Genomic DNA, 22576 nt, shown 5'->3' with positions numbered 1-22576 from the left:
GCTATCGTGGAGAATGACAGGCGCAGCCAAAGCTACGCAGAGGGGCATACTAATGCAGTGTAAACCATGAGGGTGTTCAGGCCAGCGTCAGTTCCAGTTTGTGTTTCCGCTTCTCCCAGTCCGGCAGTACCTTTTCAAGAAGCCGATAAAACTCAGCACTGTGGTCGTGGTATTGCAGATGGCAAAGCTCATGGGTGATGACGTAATCGATACACTCTTTTGGAGCGCGGATCAGATCCGTATTGAGTGTTAACAGTCCGTTTCGTGACAGGCTACCCCAACGTTTCTTCAAGTATTTGGTCTGCATGCGCGGTTTCGACAATCCCAACTTTTCAAAATGTGGCCAGCGGTGGGTTAAAATTTCTTCAAACTTTGCAGTTGCCTTTGCGGCATACCAACTATCCAGCAGGCTTTTTACTTTATCAGAAGAAACAGTGCCCCTGACTGCGACGGTAAAGTAACCACGGGTCAACTTTACTGAATCCTGATTCCCTGAACTGATTGCGAGCCGAAATTGCCTGCCCAGATACAGGTGGGTTTCTCCCCCGACAAACTGCCGCACTGGTGTTCTCGGGTCAAACTGACGGAAATAGCGCTGCTGCCTTACTATCCATCGGACACGCCTGAAGACCCTTCTTTGCACCTCTGACGAATCGATCCCGAGCGGTGCTTTAACGACAACACTGCTGTCAGGATAAACCTCAATTCCCAAGGTTTTTCTGGCGGAGTAGAGCACATTGAATTGTACCTGTTCCCTGCCGTACTTGATGGTGCCAAAGGCAGAATTCATGGGGTTCTCCGGTGCCTGGTCACCTGCATGGTCTGTTCAATGAGTTTGTCCATCTGTTCAAGGCTGATTTCTACTCTTTTATTGCTTATTACCTCGTCAAACAGATAGTCGTCGATGTCGTTGATGACCTGTTTCTGGGCATCATCGTCATCCCAGAACTGCACCTTCCAATGACGGTCCAGAATGGCCTGAATGGCCAGGGCGGTTTCGGCGGCAATGGCCTCGCCTGCACACCGTTCCAGATCATGCTGCTCGAAGAACGGCTTCAGGACGCCATAAAATGCCATCGCTTCCTCGTTGCCGGTGAGGGATTCCGGTATATCGTCATGGTGACGGGTAACAACATGGGTGCGGATGTCGGAAACTTTGTTCAGATAGTCAAGATCCGATATACGCTTGGCCCGGAAATCCTCAATGGCCTGCTGAATCAGTTTGGAAAATTTCTGGTAAAATGCCGGATCTTCAGCCATCTTTTCCGTAATGACCCGTTTCGTGGCATGGGCAATGGCATCAGCCTTGGCCGCCGTACTCTTGCCGTAAACGCCCTGTTCTTCCTTCACCACATTGAACATCTTTTCGTCAAAGATATTTACCGGTTCATTCAGTTGAATAACCTCATTTGCTTGAATATGGGTGTCGAGCAGCTTCCTGATCTTCGGTTCGTAATCCCGGTAGTCAATGGCCTCGGCATAGCGGAGTTTGACGGAGGCTTTCAGGTTGTGAAAGCGCTTCAAATCGGCCTTGTAGCGATAGAGCCGGGCCTCATCGACTGTTGTAATAAACGCTTCCGACGAAAGAGCGATGCCCAGCGTTTTACTGTATTCAGCCAGGCATTGGTAAAAGTCTTCCCGTACGGCATCATCGGCCAGCAGAACCTCATAGGCCTCTTCGTCATAGCTGTTCTTGACCTCCTTGAAGATGTCCCACAGGTCGGAGTAACGTTGGGGCAGCTTCTCGATCTCGCTGTTTATGGAGGTCATCGACCCTTTCAGGTCATCCTCGTCATACCCTTCAAAAGCGCTGTACATGGTCAGGGCCTTATCCAGTTCACCCAGTAGCCCCACGTAGTCAACGACAAACCCTTCGTCCTTGTCTTCCGACAGCCGGTTGACGCGGGCTATGGCCTGCAACAGGGTATGTTCCTTCAGTTCCTTGCAGATGTAGATGATCCGGTTGCGCGGAGCATCGAAACCGGTCAGCAGCTTGCTCACCACGATCAGAATTTCCGGTTCTGATCCAAACTTGAACTGGTTGATGATCTGCTTGGTATATTCATCTTCGCTGCCGTAGCGTTTCATCATCTTCAGCCAGAACTTGACCACCTCGTCCGTTGGCTCGTCGTCGGTCTCATCATATCCTTCGCGGCTGTCCGGTGCCGAGATAACCACTTCGGAAGAGACAAAGCCGATCTCTTCAAGGTGTTCCTGATACTTCAGGGCCACGGCTTTGCTCGGGGCAACCAGTTGAGCCTTGAAACCGGTTCCCTGCCAGTTGGCGCGGAAATGCTCACTGATGTCGAAGGCCCGCATGTAGACCACCTGATCGGCCTTGTTCAGCATCGAAGCCTTGGCATATTTCCGTTTCAGGTCAGCCTTTTGCTCTTTGCTCAGCCCCTGCGTATGACGCTCGAACCAGAGATCGATGGCGGTCTTGTTCTGCTCCATCTCTACATGTCGTCCCTCATAGAGCAGCGGGACAACTGCCCCGTCCTCCACCGCCTGGTTGATGGAGTAGTGCGGTTCAATCAGGCCACCGAACTTCTGGAAGTTGTTCTTCTCCTTTTTCAAGAGCGGCGTGCCGGTAAAACCGATGTAGCAGGCATTGGGGAACATCTGCCGCATCCGTGCCGAGAAATTGCCGAAGTTGGTGCGGTGGCTTTCATCAATCAACATGAAGATATCGGGGGAGTCATCCTGGTATTTCTTGATGTTCAGCGCCTTGTCGAACTTGTGAATCAGTGTGGTGACGATGCTGGCCTTGTGCTCCGCCACCAGTTCCATCAGGTGCTTGCCCGAGGTGGCCCGGCTAGGGTCCAGCCCGCAGGCGGCAAAGGTATTGCCCAACTGTTTGTCCAGGTCGTCACGGTCCGTCACCAGCACGATGCGTGGATTGGTTACGCACGGATCGAGGGCCAGATTTCTCCCCAGCATAACCATGGTCAGTGATTTACCCGACCCCTGTGTGTGCCAGATGATGCCGCCCCGACGACGGCCTTCACTGTCCAGTTGTTTGATCCGCTCCAGGGTTGACTTGATGACAAAGAACTGCTGATAGCGGGCGATCTTCTTGATGCCGCCGTCGAAAACAGTGAATTTGAAGGCCAGTTCCAGCAGCCGTTCGGGGCGACAGAGGCTGTAGAGAACCTTGTCCTGCTCGGTAACCAGGCGTTCGCCTTCTGTTTCATGGGCATCGAAAAATGACCGGGCAACGGCAAATTCGCCGCTGAACAGCAGATCTTTCTTGTCGATTGCAAGAGCGGCATTGACGCAACCGGCAACATCACTTTCTTTGTCACGCAGCTCTTTCCAGGGCGCCCAGAATTTCGCCTGGGTGCCGGTCGTTGCGTACTGTGCGGCATTTTTGTTGATCCCCATGACCAGTTGCGTATAGACGAACAGTTTGGGGATGAAGTCGTCATTCTGGTTGCGAATGGATTGGGAGATGGCCTGTTCTACACCCACGTTGGGCGATTTGCATTCGATCACCGCCAGCGGGATACCGTTGACAAACAGGACGATATCCGGCCGGGCGGCTTCGTTACTGCGGGAGCGTGCCACGTTGAATTCAGCGGTGACATGAAAGGCATTGCGCTCCCAGTTGCGCCAGTCGATGTAGTTCAGGTTGAAGCTCTTGGAGTCCCCTTCGACAGTCTGTTCCAGCGCGGTGCCGAGGGTAATCAGGTCGTATATTGCTTCGTTGGTTTTGAGCAGTCCGTCGTATTTGACGTTCTTCAGTTTCTGGACGGCGGTCTGGATGTTCTCTTCGCTGAACAGGAATTCGCGGCTTTTGTAGTTGATGCGGTTGAGTCGTTTCAGCTGGTCGCACAGGATACCCTCAAGAAGCACATTGCCGGTTTTGCCCTGGCGCTGTTTCATGACCTGCTCTGGGGGGAGATATTCATAGCCCAGGTTGATCAGGAGTTGCAGGGCTGGGATCTGGGAAAGGTATTTTTCGTTGAAGCGGAAAACGGTCATGGTTTTCTCCTGGCCTGGCTGCGGGTGCGGTAGAGGCGTTCGGTGAAGCCCCCTTCTTTTTCAAAGGCCGCAGCTTGGGCGGCAAGCTGGCGGTCCAGCAGGGAGCAGGCGACGGCCAGCAGGGTGAGGGCGGCGTTGGCAGCAATTTCTGGGTAGGTGGGGTGGGGTTCAGGCGTTTTTGTGGACGCTGTGGACATCATGGACGACGTGGACGCTCTGGACTGTCCATCACGTCCATTCTGTCCATTTGGTCCACCAAGTCCACAAAAACCCTGCCCGTGCACTTCCTTGCACCAAGCCGCCACCTCATCCGCCGTCCCGCATCGCCGCGCCACCAACCCCTTCCGGCGCGGGTCTTCCCGCTCCCAGAGCGGCAGCCCATGCTGGCGCAGAAAGTCTTCATAATCCAGCTTCAGCTCTTCCAGGCTGGCGCGGGCTACGTTGGTCAGTTTCAGCTCGGTCTTCTTCGAGGTGCCGGAAGCCTGGCTTCCTTCGGCGATGTTCTGCACGCCGCTGCGCGCCGCCTGCACCATCTGGTCGCGGGTGCGGCTGAAGCGGTCGATGTAGCGCTCGCAGAAACGGACGGTCACATCATAGACCAGTTGGGCAATCTGAAAGCTTTTCAGGTTGCGATAGCCGCCATGCCTGGGAATCAACCCCTCACCCCCACCCATACAACCTCCCACACACAAATCTGTCCACTCCGTCCACAAAGTCCATGCTGTCCACCATGTCCACAACAACCCCCGCCAAACCCTACGAGACCTTCACCCGCCATTCCCCGGTCAACAGCCGCTGCATCAGTCCGCGCTTCTGTCTGCGATAGGCTTCGGCCTGTTTTTTCAGTAGGTCGATTTCCTGGCGAGCGGTGGTGAGGATGGCGGCGATCTGTTTTTGCTGGTCAATGAATGGAAGAGGAAACGGAATTGCTGCGAGGTCTGTAAAGCTGACGGTCTCGCGCACACTGCCTTGAGCGCTCTTGCTGATTCGCTGCTTGGCTTCATGCGATTCAAGCCAATGAAGAAAAAAATCAGAATTGACCTTCGCTTCATCAAGCTTGAAAACTACATACATCGGGCTGAGAACGCCGATGTTCCAATTATCCAGCCGTGCAATTGATCCGACATTAATACGGGAAGGGTTGTAGGCATACTGCCCGTTGGTAACAACCTTGTAATTGCTCAGGTCACTGCTGGCAACCTGACGTTCAAATTGATCTTCTGGAAGGACAAAACCATTACGGTTGGTGACGCTGAGAACTTGTACGATTGCCGCACCACTGTTCCGCCGTGAAACTTCAGTGGCAAACTCCCGAATATGGCTGTGTGGATATCTGCCATTTGTTATCAAGCGGCTGAGCAGGCCTAAATACTGCTTCTCCTTGGCCGCAATCAGCCGCTCGGTTTTTTCGATGGCAAGATCCCAGATGGAGAGCAGGGAGGCGATGGCGGTTTGTTCGGGGAGTGGAGGGGCAGGAACGCGTAAGCAAAGAAGTTTTTCTCTTGTAAGGTGAGCGATACTCGTTTCGCCAACCAGCTTTGGCAAGTCACCTTTTGAGGCAATATACTGCATGAAGTAGCAGTAAAATTCTGCATTGGTGCCGCGACTTAAAGGGCGAAGTCGATGTAGCGCTTTTTGGAAATAAATTGGTTGATATGCCTCTTCCCAAACGGCACATCGACCGATTTCTCCACCTTCGCACATGAGTAAGTCGCCACGCTCAAGAGAGAACTTCTTTCGTTCCTTTTCAGAAAAAGTCATCTCGTTTAGTCGTGTGAGATCGAATGAACCCCACCTGACATTAAAGTTAGCTAAATATGGTAACAAATTGCCCTGTTTGGCTTTTTCGTTAAGCATTTTACCCAGTTGAACATCAAACAGATCTCCGATTTTCTTCATTGGCCAAGAATGGTTACTCATTCCCCACCCCCAACCTTCTTCTGCCCACCACCAAACACCCGCGCCGCTTCCTCCAGCGCCTTTATCGACTCTTCCTCCCCAACAGCTTCCTTATGCTCCCGCCGCCGTTGGGCAAACTGGTCATACTCATCACGGGCATGGGTTTCCGCATGCTTTTTGCTGACCGAACCGGCATTTTCCAGCACCCGCCGGTCATTGAAACGCAGAAACTCATCCAGCTTCTGCTCCCAGTCCTTCATGAACACCTGCTTGCGCCGCCGGGCCTGATCTTCGGCGTAATCCAGCCACATGACCACGATCCGGTTCAGTTCATCAATTTCTTTCTCAGTCAGATAGTTTTTGGCAATGGTTACATCGGTTTTGCGAACCTCACCAGCTTTGAAGCTCGTGAGCCCCATATTTGCTTTGGTATGGTCGGCACGGCTGTGGATAAGCTCCGGAGCAGTCATGCCGGTTGCGGCAAAATGCAGCTTGTTCTGAATAACGCTGAAGAACTTGGTAGTCTCCGGCCAAGACGGGTCATAATCACCGGCCAGGGTGAAAATCTCTTTCACCCGCAGATACATCCGGCGTTCGCTGGCACGGATGTCGCGGATACGGGCCAGCATCTCGTCGAAATAATCAGGAACGGCCGAGCCGGCCACGGGCGGATTCTTCAGCCGCTCGTCGTCCATGGTGAAGCCCTTGACAAGATATTCTTTCAGCCGGTCAGTGGCCCACCTGCGGAACTGGGTGCCCCGGTGGGAGCGGACCCGGTAGCCAACGGCCAGGATCGCGTCCAAATTGTAAAACTTCCGGGTCCGGGAGACCTCGCGCCCGCCTTCTGATTGAACTTGTAAGTAATCCTTACAGGTTGTTGTCTGCTCCAGTTCGCCTTCCTCGTAGATCGCTTTCAGATGCAATGTAACGTTCTGAGGCGTGACCTGATACAGCTCAGCCATAGCAGCCTGGGTCAGCCACAGCGATTCGTCCTCAAAGCGGCATTCCAGCCGGATGCGTCCGTCTTCGGTCTGGTAGAAAAGAATCTCTCCTGCCTGCTGTTGGGTCATCGCTCGATCTCCTTCAGCATCGCCGCCATTTTGGCCCGCACTGTCACCAGTTCACCCTCCAACTGCTCGATCTCCGCCTGCACGGCATCGATATCGATCTCCGCCTCCTCCTCGAAGGTGTCCACATAGCGGGGAATGTTCAGGTTGAAGTCGTTTTCCTTGATCTCGTCGAAGGAGGCCACATGGGCGTATTTATCAACATCCTGCCGAGCAGTAACCGTATCGACAATTTTCTGGATATGTTCTTCAGAAAGGGAGTTCTGGTTTTTGCCCGGCAGATAATCACGGCTGGCATCCACAAAGAGCACGTCCTTGCGCCCCTGATTGGCTCCCCCTTTTTCGCGGCTGCGGTCAAAAACCAGGATTGCCACCGGAATGGAGGTGGTGGTGAAGAGATTGCCCGGCAGGCCGATAACGGCATCCAGCAGATTCTCTTCGATCATCTTCTGCCGTATGCGCCCTTCGGCTGCGCCTCTGAACAGCACGCCATGGGGCACGACAACAGAAACCCGCCCTTCCTTTTCCAGTGCCGATTCAACCATGTGGCTGATGAATGCCCAGTCAGCCTTTGATTTGGGCGGTACACCGCGCCAGAAGCGGTTATAGCGGTCGCTTTCGGCATTTTCGGCACCCCACTTGTCGAGGGAAAAGGGTGGATTTGCCACCACGACGTTGAACTTCATCAAACGGTCATTTTCCACCAAAGCCGGACTGTTGAGGGTGTCGCACCATTCAATACGGGCGCTGTCGGCACCATGCAGGAACATGTTCATCCGCGCCAGCGCCCAGGTGCTGCCGTTTGATTCCATGCCGAACAGGGCGAAGTTGCGGTCATTGACCTCTCTGGCCGCCTCAATTAAAAGTCCACCCGAGCCACAGGTCGGATCGCAGATGCGATCGCCTTGCTTGGGTCTGCCCAGCTTGGCCACCAGTGTTGAAATCTTGTGCGGAGTGTAGAATTCTCCGGCCTTTTTGCCGGAGTCAGAAGCAAAGCGTTCGATCAGGTAGATGTAGGTGTTGCCGATGACATCTTCGGAAACCTTGCCGGGACTCATATCCAGCAACTGCTTGTTGAAGTCTTCCAGCAGTGTTTTCAGGCGACGGTTGCGGTCCTTGGTTTTGCCCAAATTGGATTCGCTGTTGAAGTCGATATTACGAAAGACGCTTTCCAGCTTTGCCTTGTTAGCCTCTTCAATGGCGTCCAGCACGATATTGATCAACTCGCCGATGTTGGCCGCATTGCGCCGTTCATACAGGCTGTAGAAGTCTGCCAGAAAACGGTCTTCCACCTTGCCGGTTTCATGGTTCTTCAGCTCGGCAAAGGGAAGCACAAAACGCTCCCGCTCCAGTCTCCGCCTGATGCGCACATCGTCATTGCCATAGTGCTGGCGGTATTCTTCGTAGTGACTTTTCCAGACATCCGAGATGTATTTTACGAACAGCATGACGAGGATGTAATCTTTGTATTGTGCCGGATCCACCACGCCGCGGAAGGTGTCGCAGGCAGCCCAGGCCGCGTTGTTGATATCTTTCTGATCAATGTGCTCAGCCATTGTGGTTATTCTCCTTGTGCCAACTGAAGTAACGTGGATGAAATATAGTGATTCCGTTTTTCTGCGAGAGTTTTCAGGATGCGCTGTTCTTCCACGGCCAGCAATGCCATCTCCACAACCAGCCGTTGCCTGGCAATTGACGGCACGAATACCTCAAGATTTTGCAGTGACTGCTTGCTGATCATCTTGAGTGCAGTGCCTTCGGCGCAGCTTGCAAGGTATGACTGTGCGGGAGGCTGACTGATATACCAGTTCAGGTATTCCGGCAAAACCTGCTTGCTGGTTATCCTGATCCGCAAAAGGGGCGCCGCAAGTACGGCATCGCCGGGATCGGTTGTAAGTAGGGCAGAATTACTGGTTAATCCTCGTGAACGGAAGATCAGATCGCCAGGTCGTACCAGATGGTGTGCCTTGGGTGTTTCTATATTGACACGTGCCAGTTCGTCGCAGCAAACAAGGTTTGCGCTTGTCAGGTCTTTCATCTGGATGACGGCAAGAGAACCGTTTTCCGTAGATTCCAGGCGAGAGCGGAATGAATAACCTGCCTGAATGGAGGTGATATTTTTTAGGACCGTCTTCATGATAAACCCTACACAGTAATGATGTTACTGTGTATATAGCATTAATTGTGTCGCCCGGCAACGATAAATTGCAAAAACGTTATTACTGTTATTGCGGGTCGTAAAATAAAAAGAGACGCCTCCAAAACCGGAGACGTCCCTTTTGCTCTGCCTGTTATTATTGTTTTTTACCGCATCATCTCAAAATACCGATCCTCGCAGGTCTCATCCTTGATATCGATAAACTTGTTGCAGATCTCCGTGACCATGTTGATCACCCCCTGGTAGCCCACCAGCGGATAGCGGTGCTTGTTGACCCGGTCCATGATCGGGAAGCCGAAGCGGAACAGCGGGATACCGGCATCGCGGGCCGCGAACTTGCCGTGGGTGTCGCCGATGATGGCGTCCACCGGCTCGGTCATCACCAGGCTGCGCAGGTGCCACAGATCCTTGTTCATGTAAATCTTGCAGCCCGCGCCGTAGGGTGAACCGTCCAGCAGCCCCTGCAACTCCTTCTCAATCTTCTTGGTCCCCTTGCTGCAGAGGATGTGCTGCGGCACTGCCCCCATCTCCAGCAGGAACGAGACGTAGCCCATCAGGTAATCCGGGTCGCCGTAGACGGCAAACTTCCTGCCGTGCATGTACTGGTGGGAATCGGTCATGGCATCCACGGCCCGTCCGCGCTCGTTTTTCAGTGAAGCGGGCACCTCCTTGCCGAACAGCTCGGCGATCTTCATGATAAAGGCATCGGTCTTCTCGATCCCCATGGGCAGCGGCATGCTGACCTGCTTGCCGGAGTAGGTGTCCTTGATCCAGGCAAAGGTCTTGGGAGTTGCGTAGGGGCCAAGGGTGATGGTCGCCTTGCCGTTGATGGAATCCGCGGCATCCTCCAGCTTGGTGCCCCCCAGGTAGGTGTGGTAGGTACCGTCGCAGGGGGAGTCAAAGGTGTCGGAGATATCGGCCAGCATGGTACAGGGGATGCCGAACTCCTCCAGTATCCGCTTGTATTCGCGGTAGTTGCCGGTGTTGAAGTCGCAGCCCGGGATCAGGTTCAGCTTGCCGGTGCAGCGCCCTTCAAGCTTTTTATCCTCGGTCAGGCTCTGCAGGATCGACAGCAGCATGGCATCATAGCCATGGATATGGCTGCCGTTGAAGCTGGGGGTGTTGGCATAGGGCACCGGCAGCTCTTTGGGCACAAAGCCCTTCTGCCGGGCGTTCTTGATGAAAGCGGTCAGGTCGTCGCCGATCACCTCCGGCATGCAGGAGGTAAAGACCGCCACCATCTTGGGCTTGTAGAGGGCGATGGCGTTTTCCAGCCCCTCATGCAGGTTGTTCTGGCCGCCGAACACCGCGCCGTCCTCGGTCATGGCGTCGGAAACCGCCGGAGCAGGCTCGCGGAAATGACGGTTCAGGGTGGAGCGGTAGTAGGAGGCGCAACCCTGTGAGCCGTGTACAAAGGGAAGCGTTCCTTCGAACCCGTGGGCGGCCAGTTGCGCCCCCAGCGGCTGACAGGCGTGGGCCGGGTTGATCACCAGCGCCTGACGGGCAAAGTTCTTCTCCTTGTACTCCTCGCTGTTGATCCAGTTTCTGGTTGTTTCCACCTCTTCGGCGGTATAGTCGGTTACTTTCTTGACCTCAAGGCCCAGTGCGTTAGCCATGACAAACTCCTTTGGTGGGAAACCAATCTGTTACACCACCGAAATGTATTTTGTTTTTCTATTCGGCGTTTGCTTTTGATGCCAGGTCGGCGGCGGGTGAGGATTTCGGCGGAGGCGTAGCAGCGCTACGCCGCACAACGAAAATCCGAAACCCGATGTCGAGATGGCGCAAAGGCAAGCGCCGTCAAAACGGCGACTTCACCAGTTTCCAGGTGGGGCTGTTCACCGCCATATCCACATCCCGGGCAAAGATCTCAAACCCCTTGTAGCCGTGGTACGGGCCGGAATAATCCCAACTGTGCATCTGGCGAAACGGAATGCCCATCTTCTGGAAGACGTACTTTTCCTTGATGCCGGAACCGATCAGGTCGGGCCGCAGGGCATCGGCGAACTTCTCAAACTCATACTCCGACGGGTCGTCATAGACCACGGTGGCGTCCGGCATTTCCGGCGCGGTGCGGTCGTAGTCGTCGGTGTGGGCGAATTCGTAGCCGGAACCGACACACTCCATCCCCAGGTCTTCGTAAGCGCCGATGGTATGGCGGGGGCGCAGGCCGCCCACCAGCAGCATCACCTTCTTGCCGTCCAGGCGCGGCTTGTACTGGTCGATGATCCCCTGCATGATCGGGTCGTACTTGGCGATCACCTTCTCCACATTGGCCTGGATGGTCTCGTCGAACAGGGCGCCGATGGAACGCAGCGATTCCCGGATCTTGGTGGGGCCGAAGAAGTTGAACTCATGCCAGGGGATGCCGAATTTCTCTTCCATCACCTTGCACATGTAGTTCATGGAACGGTAGCAGTGGATCAGGTTCAGCTTCACCTTGTGGGTGGCCGCAATCTTCTCCAGTTCGCCGTCGCCGGTCCAGACCGCCTTGACGTTCAGGCCGATCTCTTCCAGCAAGGGCTTGGCCGACCAGACGTCGCCGCCGATGTTGTAATCGCCGATCAGGGCGATGTCATAGGGGGTTTCCGGCTCGGCAAACTCGCGGGTCTCGATGATGTAGTCCCGGATGGTATCGTTACTGATATGGTGGCCCAGAGACTGGGAAACGCCCCGGAACCCCTCGCAGTTGCAGGGAATGACCGGTATGCCCATCTCCTTGGAGGCGGTCTTGGCCACCGAGTTGATATCGTCGCCGATCAGCCCCACCGGGCATTCGGACAGCACCGAGATCCCTTTGGCCAGCGGGAACAGCTCTTTGGCCTCTTCCAGCAGGGTGCGCAGTTTCTTGTCGCCGCCGTAGACGATGTCCTTTTCCTGGAAATCCGAGGTGAACTGCATGGCGAACTGGGTCACGCCGTTGATGCCGGTCACCAGGTTGCGCCGGGTGCCCCAGGAGTACCAGCCGCAGCCAACCGGGCCGTGGGAGACGTGCACCATATCGCGGATCGGTCCCCAGACCACCCCTTTGGCGCCGGCATAGGCGCAGCCGCGGGCAGACATGACGCCGGGTACGGTCTTCTTGTTGGATTTGACGCAGGCGCTGCCTGAGCCCTGATCGTTGGCCCCCAGGTGCGGCGCGCGCTTTTTGCGGGCTTTTTCCGGGTAGACCGCCAACACCTCGTTGATCATCGCCTCGGTGGACTCCTTGGTGATGCCGTCCAGTTTCTTTATGGTGTGTGACATAACATGCTCCTTAATGATGAAAAGCCATGATGATAGGCCGCGGACAACACGGATTGAGCAGGTCTGCGCAGATACGGCAACGGTCAAACCGGTTGTAATCTGCGTTAATCAGCCACAATCCGTGTCATCCGCGTGCTATTGCAGTTAGCTTTTTCGGTCAAGCCGCTGCCTTCTCGGCAACGCCCACAATGCTCTCATCCTCTGCCTCCATGATGCCGTACTCCATCAGCAGCTCCTCCAGTTCATCCATCTCCAGCGGGGTTGGCACTACCAGCATCTTGTTTTCAGCGATCTTGCGGGCCAGCTCACGGTACTCGTCCGCCTGCTTGTGCTCGGGGGAGTACTCGATAACGGTCATCCGGCGCAGTTCGGCCCGTTGCACCTGGTTGTCGCGGGGCACGAAGTGGATCATCTGCGTGCCCAGCTTCTTGGCCAGGGCCTCGATCAGTTCGTACTCCTTGTCGGTCTTGCGGGAGTTGCAGATCAGGCCGGCCAGCCGCACTTTGCCGGACGATGCGTACTTGAGGATACCCTTGGCGATGTTGTTGGCCGCGTACATGGCCATCATCTCGCCGGAGCAGACGATGTAGATCTCCTCGGCCTTGCCTTCGCGGATCGGCATGGCGAACCCGCCGCAGACCACGTCGCCGAGCACGTCATAGAACACAAAGTCGAGATCGTCGGTGTAGGCGCCGTTCTCCTCAAGGAAGTTGATGGCGGTGATGACGCCGCGGCCCGCGCAGCCGACCCCCGGCTCAGGGCCGCCGGACTCGACGCACTTCACCTCGCCGTAGCCGACCTTCATGACATCTTCCAGCTCCAGGTCCTCAACCGTGCCCCGCTCCCGTACCAGGTCCATGACCGTGTCCTGGGCCTTGGCATGCAGGATCAGGCGGGTTGAGTCGGCCTTGGGGTCGCAGCCGACGATCATCACTTTTTTGCCGAGGGAGGCAAGGCCTGCCACCGTGTTCTGGGTTGTGGTTGATTTGCCGATGCCGCCTTTGCCGTAGATAGCGATCTGTCTCATGGTGTTACTCCTTTCTGGTGGGGTGCCGCTTTAGCGTGTCTTGCACGTCAGGCTCGGAGCCTGCATCCTCGGCGTACGACACGGTACGCCTCCGGTGCCGGCTTCTCACTGCCGCAGGATCCATCGCCACATCGACACCCATGTGATTTGTCTTGTTCGTGGGGCCACGAAAAACGGCGCCCCAATGCGTGATAATCATTGGAAGGCGCCGTTGCCTTGGTTCTTGTGCTGCTTCATGTGTCGAAGAACGATTGACCGTAGGTAAGCATTTGCCGTACCAAATCAGAAAAATATATAAAAACCCATTAAAACAAGGGCGTTAGAGAGCACCTCACTGGTGAGTGCCTCCGATTTTTACCGGAGGCGCTGCGTGGGGGGCAGGCGTACTTGCAAAAAAAGGGGGCAGAGATACGGCATCTCCCCCCTCCCCCCCGGTCCAGCCGATGTTTGCATTTTCCAACAGTGCGCCAGCACTCAGTACAACACCTCTCTGGCACAGCCCGTCAGATAGTTGAATACCTCTTCGCGGCTGACGATGAAACCGGGCATTGTGTTCAGAATGTCCTCCAGCAGATGCAGCACCTCGCCATCAACCGAACCCAGCTCATCCATGGCTGCTGCCATCATCGGCAGCACCTCGTACAGATCGTTCCGGTTGAAGGTTGCCGGGTCCGGCAGACCGGAGAATTTCGGCTCGTTACGGCGGGCGGTATCCCGGGGGTATTTAAATTTCAGGTCAGATGCCTTGATGGTCAGCATGGGTGCGTGCTCCTGTCAGTCACTGTCCAGCGCAGCCGCCGCTGCCGCACCCTCCGCCGCAGCCGGTTGTGCCGAAGTCGGACGGCTTGGGTTTGCCGCAGAGCTGCAGCGATGCCTTGTCCACAAACCAGGCGTCTTCCACCTGCTTTCCGCGCAGCTCCTGCGTTTTCAGCAGCAGCAGGATTCTGGTTTCGGTTGTTGCAAGATAGGCCGCTGCCTCCCCCATGGTGACGAAATTCTCTCCTGCGATGCACATGCCGGTGTCTCCTTTCAGGCTGATTTCTGAAGCCCCTAAGCCGCCTGCAACAGCGCCGCTCCAGCCAGGTAAATCTCCATCAGCTCCCGATCTTTCAGATCACGCTTGCGGCGCAGGGCTTCGTGACGGATCACCGGCAGCAGCAGGTCGGCATCCGGCCGGGAAAGCACGATACCCAGCTTGCGATAGCGTTCGATCATACCGCTGCAGCCGGAATGTTTACCCACCACGATCTGGCGGGATAACCCCACCTCTGCCGGATCAAATCCCTCGTAATTGTACGGGTCTTTCAGCACGCCGTCGGCATGCAGGCCGGATTCGTGGGCAAAGACCCGCTTGCCCACCACCGGTTTCCAGGCGGGCAGGTGGCGCCGTGACGCCTTAGCCACCATCAGCGACAGCTCCCGGAAGCGGTGGGTGTTGATGCCGGTGTCAATAGCGCAGGCATGTTTCAGGCCCATCACCACCTCTTCCAGGGCGGCGTTACCGGCCCGTTCACCCAGGCCGTTGACCGTGGTGTTCACAAAACGGGCACCGGCCCGGATGCCGGCAATGGCGTTGGCGGTGGCCATGCCCAGGTCGTTGTGGGTATGTACTTCTATCGCTACCTCCGGCACCGCAGCCCGCAGGAACGCCACCCTCTCGAACATGGTGAACGGGTCCAGCATGCCCAGGGTGTCGCAGAAGCGGAAGCGGTCGCCCCCCAGTGCGCGGGTGATCTCCAGTAGTTCCACCAGAAAGGAAAGGTCGGCCCGTCCCGCATCCTCGCCACCCACGGAGACATACAGATGGTGATCCTTGGCAAAGCCCAGCGCGGCCTTCAGTTGCTCCGTCACGGCGCAGCGGTCCTTTTTCAGCTTGCGCTCGATCATCTGGTCGGAAACGGAAAGGGATATATCCACGGCAGTGACGCCGCAGTCGAGGCTGGCCCGTATCTCCGGGACCAGTGCCCGGTTCCAGGTGATCAGACGGGCGGCAAGGCCCAGCTCCACCAGGGCACGGATGCTGTCCTGCTCATCCCGGCCCATGGCCGGGATGCCGCACTCGATCTCCTGCACGCCGATGCTGTCCAGCATCCGGGCGATGGCCAGTTTTTCAGACCGGGAGAAGACCACCCCGGCAGTCTGTTCGCCATCCCGCAGGGTGGTGTCGTCGATGATGATGTCGGTGGCGCTGATCACGGCACCCTCCTTTCGGTTATCCGATGCTTCCCATGCTGGCCAGACCGTAAATGCATTCCGGATGGTAGGCGGGCGGCTTACCCGCGTACATCAGGTCCGCCTCGCCCATGACGGTGAACCGTCTGGCGGTAAGCATCCGGGGGGCCGCACGGTTGGCGGCCGGAACGTCCAGCAGCAGTCGTTCCTCCGATGCGGCAACAACCTGGTCCAGCAACGCTTCGGCCGTGCTGCCGACCAGGGCACCGAAGGGGCCGATCTGGCTGCAGCCGCCGAGGGGCTGCAGCATCAGAAATCCCTGCTCCGCACCCAGCGCGCTGCCGCCGGCAGCCGCATAGCCGAGCAGAGCGTCCCGCGCATCGCCCCAGCCCAGGTAGTCGATGGCCCGCCAGTCCGGCAGGAGCGGTGTGGTTGCCGGATGTTTCGGCCTGCCTGCCCCGTCGCGCTCCCAGCGCCGGATGGTGTCGCAGCAGCGGAACCCGTTGCGTTCGTACAGTGGACGTCCTGCCGCTGATGCCGTCAGCCAGACGGTTACCGCACCCTCCAGCGCAAGTACCTCCATAGCCTGCCGGAACAGGGCGCTGCCGATGCCCCGTCCCCGTGAGCCGGGCCGTACCAGCAGGTTGCCGATCCAGCCGGAACGCTCATGACGGACGGCGGTCACGAACCCCAGGGCCTGGTTGTCCTCATGGCAGACCAGGCAGCCGTTGGGGGATCGTTCCAACAGAAAGGCCAGTTCCCGGCGGTGGCTTATCCAGCCTTCGTCCTTTGCCAGGGCAAGAAAGGGGTGGATATCATCAGGGGTGAAACGGGCTATCCGCATGCTGGTCCTCCGCAGCGCTCCTACAGCAGGCCGATCGCATCGGCCCGGCACTGCCTGCAATGGCGCATCTGGCCGATGATCCGTTCGTTGTCGTTGCGTACCCGGTCCAGGTATTCAGGGGTCGGGGCGGCAATGCCGGCAAGTTCCGCCTGGGGGATCAACGGCATGACGTTCATCACCAAGGCCCCCATGTCTTTGATCCGTTCGGCAATCTGCGGGATCTCCCGGTCGTTGATGCCCGGTATCAGCACGGTGTTGACCTTGACCACCAGGCCCAGTGCACAGGCCCGCTGCACCCCTTCGTACTGGCGTGCCAGCAGGATCTCCGCCGCCTCCCTGCCGCTGTAGCGGCGGCCGTGGTAGCAGATATGGCGGTAGATCTTTGCCGCCGTGGCTGCCTCCACGGCATTGATGGTGACGGTCAGGCTGTGCAGACCGGCCTGCAGCAGCCGGTCCAGTGACTCCGGCAGCAGCAGGCCGTTGGTGCTCATGCATTTCATCAGTTCCGGAAACGCTTCGCCGATCAGCCGGAAGGTCTCGAAGGTCTGCTGATTGGCCAGCGGATCGCCGGGGCCGGCAATGCCGGCCACCTTCATGGTGGGGCCGAGGACCGGCGAAGCCATGACCTCCCGCACTTTTGCAAGCGCCTGTTGCGGCGTCAGGAGCCGACTGGTGACGCCGGGGCGTGATTCATTGGCGCAGTCGTGCTTGCGGGTGCAGTAACCGCACTTGATGTTGCAGGCCGGGGCCACTGCCAGATGCATCCGGCCGGTTGTATGTGTGCCGCCTCCAAAACAGGGATGGCCATGAACCTTCTTCATCTGCTCGCATATGGTTGCCATGGTGTCTGCTCCTTTCAATGAAAACGGCGCCGCAGGGGAATTCCCCCGCAGGCGCCGTTGCCTGAGCTCCGTATCCGGTGAGGCACAGAGCGTGCCAGTTTGCCAAGCCTAATAATACCAGGATGTTATTGCAGCCGGCCTGGCGTGCTGCTTATTTTGCATGCAGCACGGTCCGGTCCGGTAACGTTGCACGATGAAAGCTTTGGCACAAGGAACGCGAATCTGATTGCAGCAGCATGACATTCTGGGAACAGTCTTTGCTTGACGTCATGACATGATCCTCCAGCTCGATATGCGCGAACTTACTGACCGAGCCAGGGCTGCCTTTGTCGGTATGGCAATCGGGGATGCCCTGGGGGCCACGGTTGAATTCATGACGGCAGCGGAGATTGCCGCCCAACACGGTGTTTTCAAGGAGATTTCAGGTGGCGGCTGGTTGCGGCTGCAGCCGGGGCAGGTGACTGACGACACCGAAATGGCGCTCTGTATCGCCAGGGCAGTCAACAAGGCCCAGGGCTGGTCCCGCGAGGCCATTGCCCAGGAATTTGCCGTCTGGCTGAAGTCCCGGCCGGTGGATTGCGGCGATACCTGCCGCAAGGGAATCCGCTCCTTCATGTTGCACGGTACCCTTGAAGTCCCCTACAACACGTGGGACGGCGGCAACGGCGCCGTCATGCGGATGCTGCCCGCAGCCCTGCTGTCGTTACCCGATACGGAGCTGATGAAGAAATATGCCCTTGAACAGGCCCGGATCACCCATCATCAGCACCTCTCCGACGCCGCCTGCATCTGCCTCGGCAGCCTGCTGCACCTGATCCTGCGGGGATTTTCAAAGGCTCGGCTTCGCCGGGAGGTCGACGGACTGGTGGCCCGCTTCCCCTCATTCGCCTTTGAGCCGTATCGTGGATTGGCCGGAGCCTATGTGGCGGATACGATGCAGACCGTGTTCCACCACTTTTTCAGGGGCAGGAGTTTTGAGGAGTGTCTGGTGGGTACGGTGAATCAGGGCGGGGATGCCGACACCACCGGAGCGATTACGGGGATGCTGGCCGGCGCCTATTACGGCATGGAGGCGATCCCCCGGCGCTGGCTTAAAAAGATGGACAAAAAACTGCTGACGGAGCTGGAGCAGCATGCGGAGCGCCTGGTGCTGGCCAGTCCGGCAGGGAGAGCAGGGGCCGGGAATGTGCAGGTGTGACTATCGATCGCGTCCCGTGTCCTTTGACGCTAACAGCTCTTCCGCCAGCCTCGCCAGGCTGATCCTGCGACGCATGGCCTCGCTGCGCAGGGTACGGAACGCCTGCTCTTCGCTGAGCTGCTGCTGGAGCATCACCATGCCTTTTGCCTTTTCAACCAGCTTTCGCTCCGCCAGACGCTGCTCCAGTTCTGCCACCCGGTCTTTCAGGTACCGCAGCTCGTTGTGCCCTGCTTCGGCTTGCAGCAGGGCCGGCACAAGCGAGGTCCCGGTTGCCGGCATGCCGAGAAAAGCGGCATATCCTGCAGAAGTTGCCGCTTTTGCCAGCTCCCCGTCCCAATGATCGGCTGCCAGGACAAGCGGGCAGGTATAGTTCCCCCGTATCTGTCCGGCCAGGGCTATGCCGTCTGAAGCAGGCGGATCGTGAACGACCAGAATGCTGTCGGGAAGCTGCTCACGGGCTGTTTCCAGCACTCTGTCCGCGTGTATGCAGCAGATTGGCCGATGGCCGGCCTGATACACCTGCTGTTCAAGCAGGTGCAAGGAGAGGCGGTCCGGGCAGCAGATCAGTACGCTCATCCGAGCGTCGTATCGTCGTGGAGTGGCACCCATGCCACGGGGCAGCAGCAGAAACCGTGCCAGCCAGCTTGGGCCTGTGCGGGAAAATCGGTGCAGAACAACCGGTGGCATGCGTGCCGGGGTGCTCGCGAGCTTACTCCACCTCCAACCGGTACCCCCGCTCCCGCAGCTGGGCCAGCACGGCGGCGGCATGTTCCTGCCCCCTGGTTTCCAGCACCAGGTGCACCTCGGTGCGCCCCAGCCCCAGCCCCTTGGAACGGCGGTCATGGTTGATCAGGTTGATATTGGCCTGGGAGGCGGCGATATCACCGGCCAGGCGGGCCAGGGCGCCGGGCAGGTCCTCAAGCTGGATGCGCAGCTTCAGGTAGCGGCCGGCGGCCAGCAGGGCCCGCTCCACCACCACCGAGAGGGTGCGGACGTCGATGTTGCCGCCGGAGAGCAGGCAGACCGTCTTCCCCTGCAGGTCGCTCACCCGGTTGTTCAGCAGGGCCGCCAGGGTCACGGCACCGGCCCCCTCCACCAGCAGCTTGCTCTTCTCCAAAAGCGCCACGATGGCCAGGGCGATCTCCTCTTCCTGCACCAGCACGATCTCGTCCACCAGGTCGCGGATGATCGGCAGGGTCACCTTCCCCGCGGTCTTGACCGCGATGCCGTCGGCAATGGTCTGGGCCAGGGAAACGGTGCAGCGCCTGCCCGTCTTTACCGCCTGGTACATGGAGGGGGCCGAGGCGGTCTCCACCCCGATGATCCGCACCCGGGGGTGCGTGGCCTTGATGGCGGTGGCGATACCGGCGATCAGTCCGCCGCCGCCGATCGGCACCACCACGGTCCCCACATCCGGCAGGCTCTTCAGGATTTCCAGGCCAATGGTCCCCTGGCCGGCGATCACCAGGGGATCGTCGAAGGGATGGATGAAGACCGTGCCGCTCTGCTCGCTGTCGGCCAGGGCCGCGTCGTAGGATTCGTCGAAATTGGCGCCGGTCAGCACCACCTCGGCCCCCAGGTCGCGGGTGGCCTGCACCTTCTGGGGGGGCGTGGTTTCCGGCATGAAGATGCGGGCCGGAATCCCCAGCAGGTCGGCACCGAAGGCCACCCCCTGGGCATGGTTGCCGGCTGAGGCGGCGGTGACCCCCCGGGCCAGTCCGGCCCGGTCGCGGGCGGTCATGAAGTTAAGGGCGCCGCGCAGCTTGAAGGCCCCGGTCTTCTGCAGGTTCTCGCACTTGAGCAGCACCGGCACCCCCAGGTGCTCGCTGAAGTGGGGGGAAGCGATCAGTTCGGTCTGCAGCACCCGCTTGCGCAGGCGGTCGGCAGCTTCAAGCACCAGTTCGTAGCTGATCATGTCAGGCCCTCTCCAGTCCGGCAAAGCGGACCATCAGCTTTTTGGGACCGCAACTATTGAACCAGACCGTCACCTTCTGGCTGTCGCCGCTCCCTTCGATCTTGCGCACCGTGCCGGGCCCGAACTTGGGATGGCGGACCTTCATGCCGAGATGGACACCGTCCCCGTACTCCTCCGCCGGCTCCGGCACCATTTCTACCTCTTCCAAAGCCGAGGAAACGGCGGCCAGATTGTGACCGACCGGCTCCGGTGCCCGCCAGGCGCTGTCGCTGCGGCAGGACGACTGGTTCCAGCCTTCCTGGACAGCGCCGCTGCCGGTGAGCAACTCCCCCGGGATTTCCCGCAGAAAACGGGAGACCAGGTTCACCTGTTCCTGGCCGAACAGGTGCCGCCGCCGGGCGTTCAGCAGGTAGAGCCGCTCCCGGGCCCTGGTCATCCCCACGTAGCAGAGCCGCCGCTCCTCCTCCATGGCGTCCGGGTCGTCCAGGGAACGGACATGGGGGAAGAGCCGCTCCTCCATCCCCACCATGAACACGGCGCGGAACTCCAGCCCTTTGGCGGCATGCAGGGTCATCAGGGTCACCGACGGCGTCCCCTTTTCCCCCCGCTCCAGGTCGCTCACCAGCGCCACCTGCTCCAGAAAACCAGCCAGACCGGCCTCCGGGTTCCCCTCGCTGAACTCCTCCACCGCCGCCAGCAACTGATCCAGGTTCTCCAGCCGCTCGGCATCCTCCTCGTCCCGGCTCTGGCGCAGCCGCTCGGCATAGCCCGACTCCTCCACCACCGCCCGCACCAGCTCCGGCAGCGGCGTTGTGGCCAAACGGCGCCGGAAACTCTCCAGCAAGCCAACAAACCCGGCCACCTTCGCGGTGGGGCCGCTTGCCAGAAGCGACCCTTCGGCGGCACGACCCAGGGCGGTGTCGAAATCGATCCCCTCCCGCAGCGCCAGGTCGGCGATCCGGTCGATGGTGGCGCTACCGATCCCCCGGGCAGGCACGTTGATGATCCGCTTCAGCGCCACCTCGTCGGAGCGGTTCTCCAGAAGCCGCAGGTAGGCCAGGATATCCCGCACCTCCATCCGGGCGTAGAACCGGACCCCGCCGACAATATGGTACGCAAGCCCCTCGGCCACCAGCGCCTCTTCCAGCAGGCGGGACTGGGCGTTGGTGCGGTAGAACACCGCCGCCTCGGTGAGGGGGAGGCCGCCCCGGTGGAGTCCCAGGATCTCCCGGGCCACGAAGCGGGCCTCGTCCCGGTCGTTCTCCAGCCGCTCGTGGCGGATCGGCTCGCCGTCCGGGTTGTCGGTCCAGAGGGTCTTGGCCTTGCGCCCCATGTTGCGGGCCACCACGCTGCCGGCCGCCTTGAGGATGGTGGGGGTGGAGCGGTAGTTCTGCTCCAGCCGGATCACGGTGACCTCGGGAAAATCCTTCTCGAACTCCAGGATGTTGCGGATATCCGCCCCCCGCCAGGAGTAGATGGACTGGTCGTCGTCCCCCACCACGCAGAGGTTCTTGCGCTCCCCGGCCAGCAGGCGGATCAGGCGGTACTGCACCGGGTTGGTATCCTGGTACTCGTCCACCAGCAGCCACTGGAACCGCTCCTGCCACTGGGCCAGCACCGCCGGATGCTGCTCGAAGAGCCGCACCGCCTGCAGCAGCAGATCGCCGAAATCCATGGCGTTGCACCGCTTCAGCCGCTCCTGGTAGGTGGCATAGATCTCCACGAACTGCCGGTTCCAGAGGTCCCCCAGGGGCAGCTCCTCCGGGGCCAGGCCCCGGTTCTTGCAGTCGTCGATCCGCCCCCCCAGTTGTGCCGGGGGAAAGCGTTTCTCGTCCAGGTTCAGCTCCCGCACGATCTCTTTCAGCAAGCGTTCGCTGTCCTTGTCGTCGTAGATGGCAAAGGAGGAGTCGTAGCCCAGGTGGTAACCGTCGTTTCTCAGGATACGGCCGCAGGCGGCGTGGAAGGTCGAGATCAGCGGAATGTCGTTGCTGCCCAGCAGATGGCGCACCCGTTCCGCCATTTCGCCGGCTGCCTTGTTGGTGAAGGTGACTGCCAGGATGCTGCGGGGGCGCACCCCCCGCTCCCGGATCAGGTGGACGATCCGGTGGGTGATGACCCGGGTCTTGCCGGAGCCGGCCCCGGCCAGGATCAGAAGCGGCCCCTCGCCATGCAGCACGGCCTGTTTCTGGGGGGGGTTGAGATGGGAGAGAAGATGGTCTGACAT

At 58.8% G+C, this 22576-nt stretch carries 19 protein-coding genes; 1 reads left to right on the top strand and 18 read right to left on the bottom strand.

What is annotated here, in order from left to right; genetic code table 11:
• Positions 1 to 76: 76 nt before the first annotated feature.
• The 15 genes from RAK07_RS00290 to RAK07_RS00220 form a co-directional block, all read right to left on the bottom strand.
• Complete coding sequence (locus RAK07_RS00290) at positions 77 to 790, bottom strand: M48 family metallopeptidase (RefSeq protein ID WP_305730861.1); 714 nt, start codon at positions 788 to 790, stop codon at positions 77 to 79.
• Positions 787 to 3984, bottom strand: coding sequence for a type I restriction endonuclease subunit R (locus RAK07_RS00285; RefSeq protein ID WP_305730860.1), 3198 nt, complete (start codon positions 3982 to 3984; stop codon positions 787 to 789). Before RAK07_RS00285 ends, RAK07_RS00290 begins: the two co-directional genes overlap by 4 nt.
• Positions 3981 to 4658, bottom strand: a complete 678-nt coding sequence (locus tag RAK07_RS00280; protein ID WP_305730859.1) for a four helix bundle suffix domain-containing protein — start codon at positions 4656 to 4658, stop codon at positions 3981 to 3983. Before RAK07_RS00280 ends, RAK07_RS00285 begins: the two co-directional genes overlap by 4 nt.
• A gap of 82 nt (positions 4659 to 4740) precedes the next feature.
• Positions 4741 to 5883, bottom strand: a complete 1143-nt coding sequence (locus RAK07_RS00275; RefSeq protein ID WP_305730858.1) for a restriction endonuclease subunit S — start codon at positions 5881 to 5883, stop codon at positions 4741 to 4743.
• A gap of 17 nt (positions 5884 to 5900) precedes the next feature.
• Positions 5901 to 6953 (bottom strand): virulence RhuM family protein, encoded by a 1053-nt coding sequence (locus tag RAK07_RS00270; RefSeq protein WP_305730857.1) that lies wholly within the window; start codon positions 6951 to 6953, stop codon positions 5901 to 5903.
• Positions 6950 to 8506 carry a type I restriction-modification system subunit M gene (locus RAK07_RS00265; protein WP_305730856.1) on the bottom strand — a complete coding sequence of 519 codons (1557 nt, stop codon included), beginning with the start codon at positions 8504 to 8506 and terminating at the stop codon, positions 6950 to 6952. The genes RAK07_RS00270 and RAK07_RS00265 overlap by 4 nt, the downstream gene beginning before the upstream one ends.
• A 5-nt stretch (positions 8507 to 8511) precedes the next feature.
• On the bottom strand, positions 8512 to 9087 hold the full coding sequence (locus tag RAK07_RS00260) for a restriction endonuclease subunit S domain-containing protein (RefSeq protein ID WP_305730855.1): 576 nt from the start codon (positions 9085 to 9087) through the stop codon (positions 8512 to 8514).
• Between the two features lie 167 nt (positions 9088 to 9254).
• Positions 9255 to 10724, bottom strand: coding sequence for a nitrogenase molybdenum-iron protein subunit beta (gene nifK, locus RAK07_RS00255; RefSeq protein WP_305730854.1), 1470 nt, complete (start codon positions 10722 to 10724; stop codon positions 9255 to 9257).
• 184 nt (positions 10725 to 10908) lie between these two features.
• Entirely contained in the window at positions 10909 to 12354 is a 1446-nt protein-coding gene (gene nifD, locus RAK07_RS00250) for a nitrogenase molybdenum-iron protein alpha chain (protein WP_305730853.1), read from the bottom strand.
• Between the two features lie 157 nt (positions 12355 to 12511).
• Positions 12512 to 13381, bottom strand: a complete 870-nt coding sequence (gene nifH / locus RAK07_RS00245; protein WP_305730852.1) for a nitrogenase iron protein — start codon at positions 13379 to 13381, stop codon at positions 12512 to 12514.
• Between the two features lie 474 nt (positions 13382 to 13855).
• Positions 13856 to 14140 (bottom strand): hypothetical protein, encoded by a 285-nt coding sequence (locus tag RAK07_RS00240; protein WP_305730851.1) that lies wholly within the window; start codon positions 14138 to 14140, stop codon positions 13856 to 13858.
• 19 nt (positions 14141 to 14159) lie between these two features.
• Complete coding sequence (locus RAK07_RS00235) at positions 14160 to 14396, bottom strand: hypothetical protein (protein ID WP_305730850.1); 237 nt, start codon at positions 14394 to 14396, stop codon at positions 14160 to 14162.
• Positions 14397 to 14431: 35 nt separating this feature from the next.
• The gene (nifV, locus tag RAK07_RS00230; RefSeq protein ID WP_305730849.1) at positions 14432 to 15577 is read right to left on the bottom strand and encodes a homocitrate synthase; all 1146 of its coding nucleotides are present in this window, start codon (positions 15575 to 15577) and stop codon (positions 14432 to 14434) included.
• Positions 15578 to 15593: 16 nt separating this feature from the next.
• Positions 15594 to 16397, bottom strand: a complete 804-nt coding sequence (locus tag RAK07_RS00225; protein WP_305730848.1) for a GNAT family N-acetyltransferase — start codon at positions 16395 to 16397, stop codon at positions 15594 to 15596.
• A gap of 20 nt (positions 16398 to 16417) precedes the next feature.
• The gene (locus RAK07_RS00220; RefSeq protein WP_305730847.1) at positions 16418 to 17239 is read right to left on the bottom strand and encodes a radical SAM protein; all 822 of its coding nucleotides are present in this window, start codon (positions 17237 to 17239) and stop codon (positions 16418 to 16420) included.
• A gap of 274 nt (positions 17240 to 17513) precedes the next feature.
• Here RAK07_RS00220 and draG point away from each other — a divergent pair, with 274 nt between their 5' ends.
• Positions 17514 to 18437, top strand: a complete 924-nt coding sequence (gene draG, locus RAK07_RS00215) for an ADP-ribosyl-[dinitrogen reductase] hydrolase (RefSeq protein WP_374215749.1) — start codon at positions 17514 to 17516, stop codon at positions 18435 to 18437.
• On the opposite strand, the gene RAK07_RS00210 is transcribed toward draG, so the two are convergent.
• The 3 genes from RAK07_RS00210 to RAK07_RS00200 form a co-directional block, all read right to left on the bottom strand.
• Positions 18438 to 19013 (bottom strand): ANTAR domain-containing response regulator, encoded by a 576-nt coding sequence (locus RAK07_RS00210; protein ID WP_305730845.1) that lies wholly within the window; start codon positions 19011 to 19013, stop codon positions 18438 to 18440. It abuts the gene before it with no gap.
• A 133-nt stretch (positions 19014 to 19146) separates the two neighbouring features.
• The gene (gene ilvA / locus RAK07_RS00205; protein WP_305730844.1) at positions 19147 to 20352 is read right to left on the bottom strand and encodes a threonine ammonia-lyase; all 1206 of its coding nucleotides are present in this window, start codon (positions 20350 to 20352) and stop codon (positions 19147 to 19149) included.
• A gap of 1 nt (position 20353) precedes the next feature.
• Positions 20354 to 22576, bottom strand: a complete 2223-nt coding sequence (locus RAK07_RS00200) for an ATP-dependent helicase (protein WP_305730843.1) — start codon at positions 22574 to 22576, stop codon at positions 20354 to 20356.

The organism is Trichlorobacter ammonificans (genome assembly GCF_933509905.1).
Lineage (GTDB): Bacteria > Desulfobacterota > Desulfuromonadia > Geobacterales > Pseudopelobacteraceae > Trichlorobacter > Trichlorobacter ammonificans.
The sequence above is the reverse complement of the archived record's forward strand: the minus strand, read 5'-3'. Positions and strand labels throughout refer to the sequence as shown.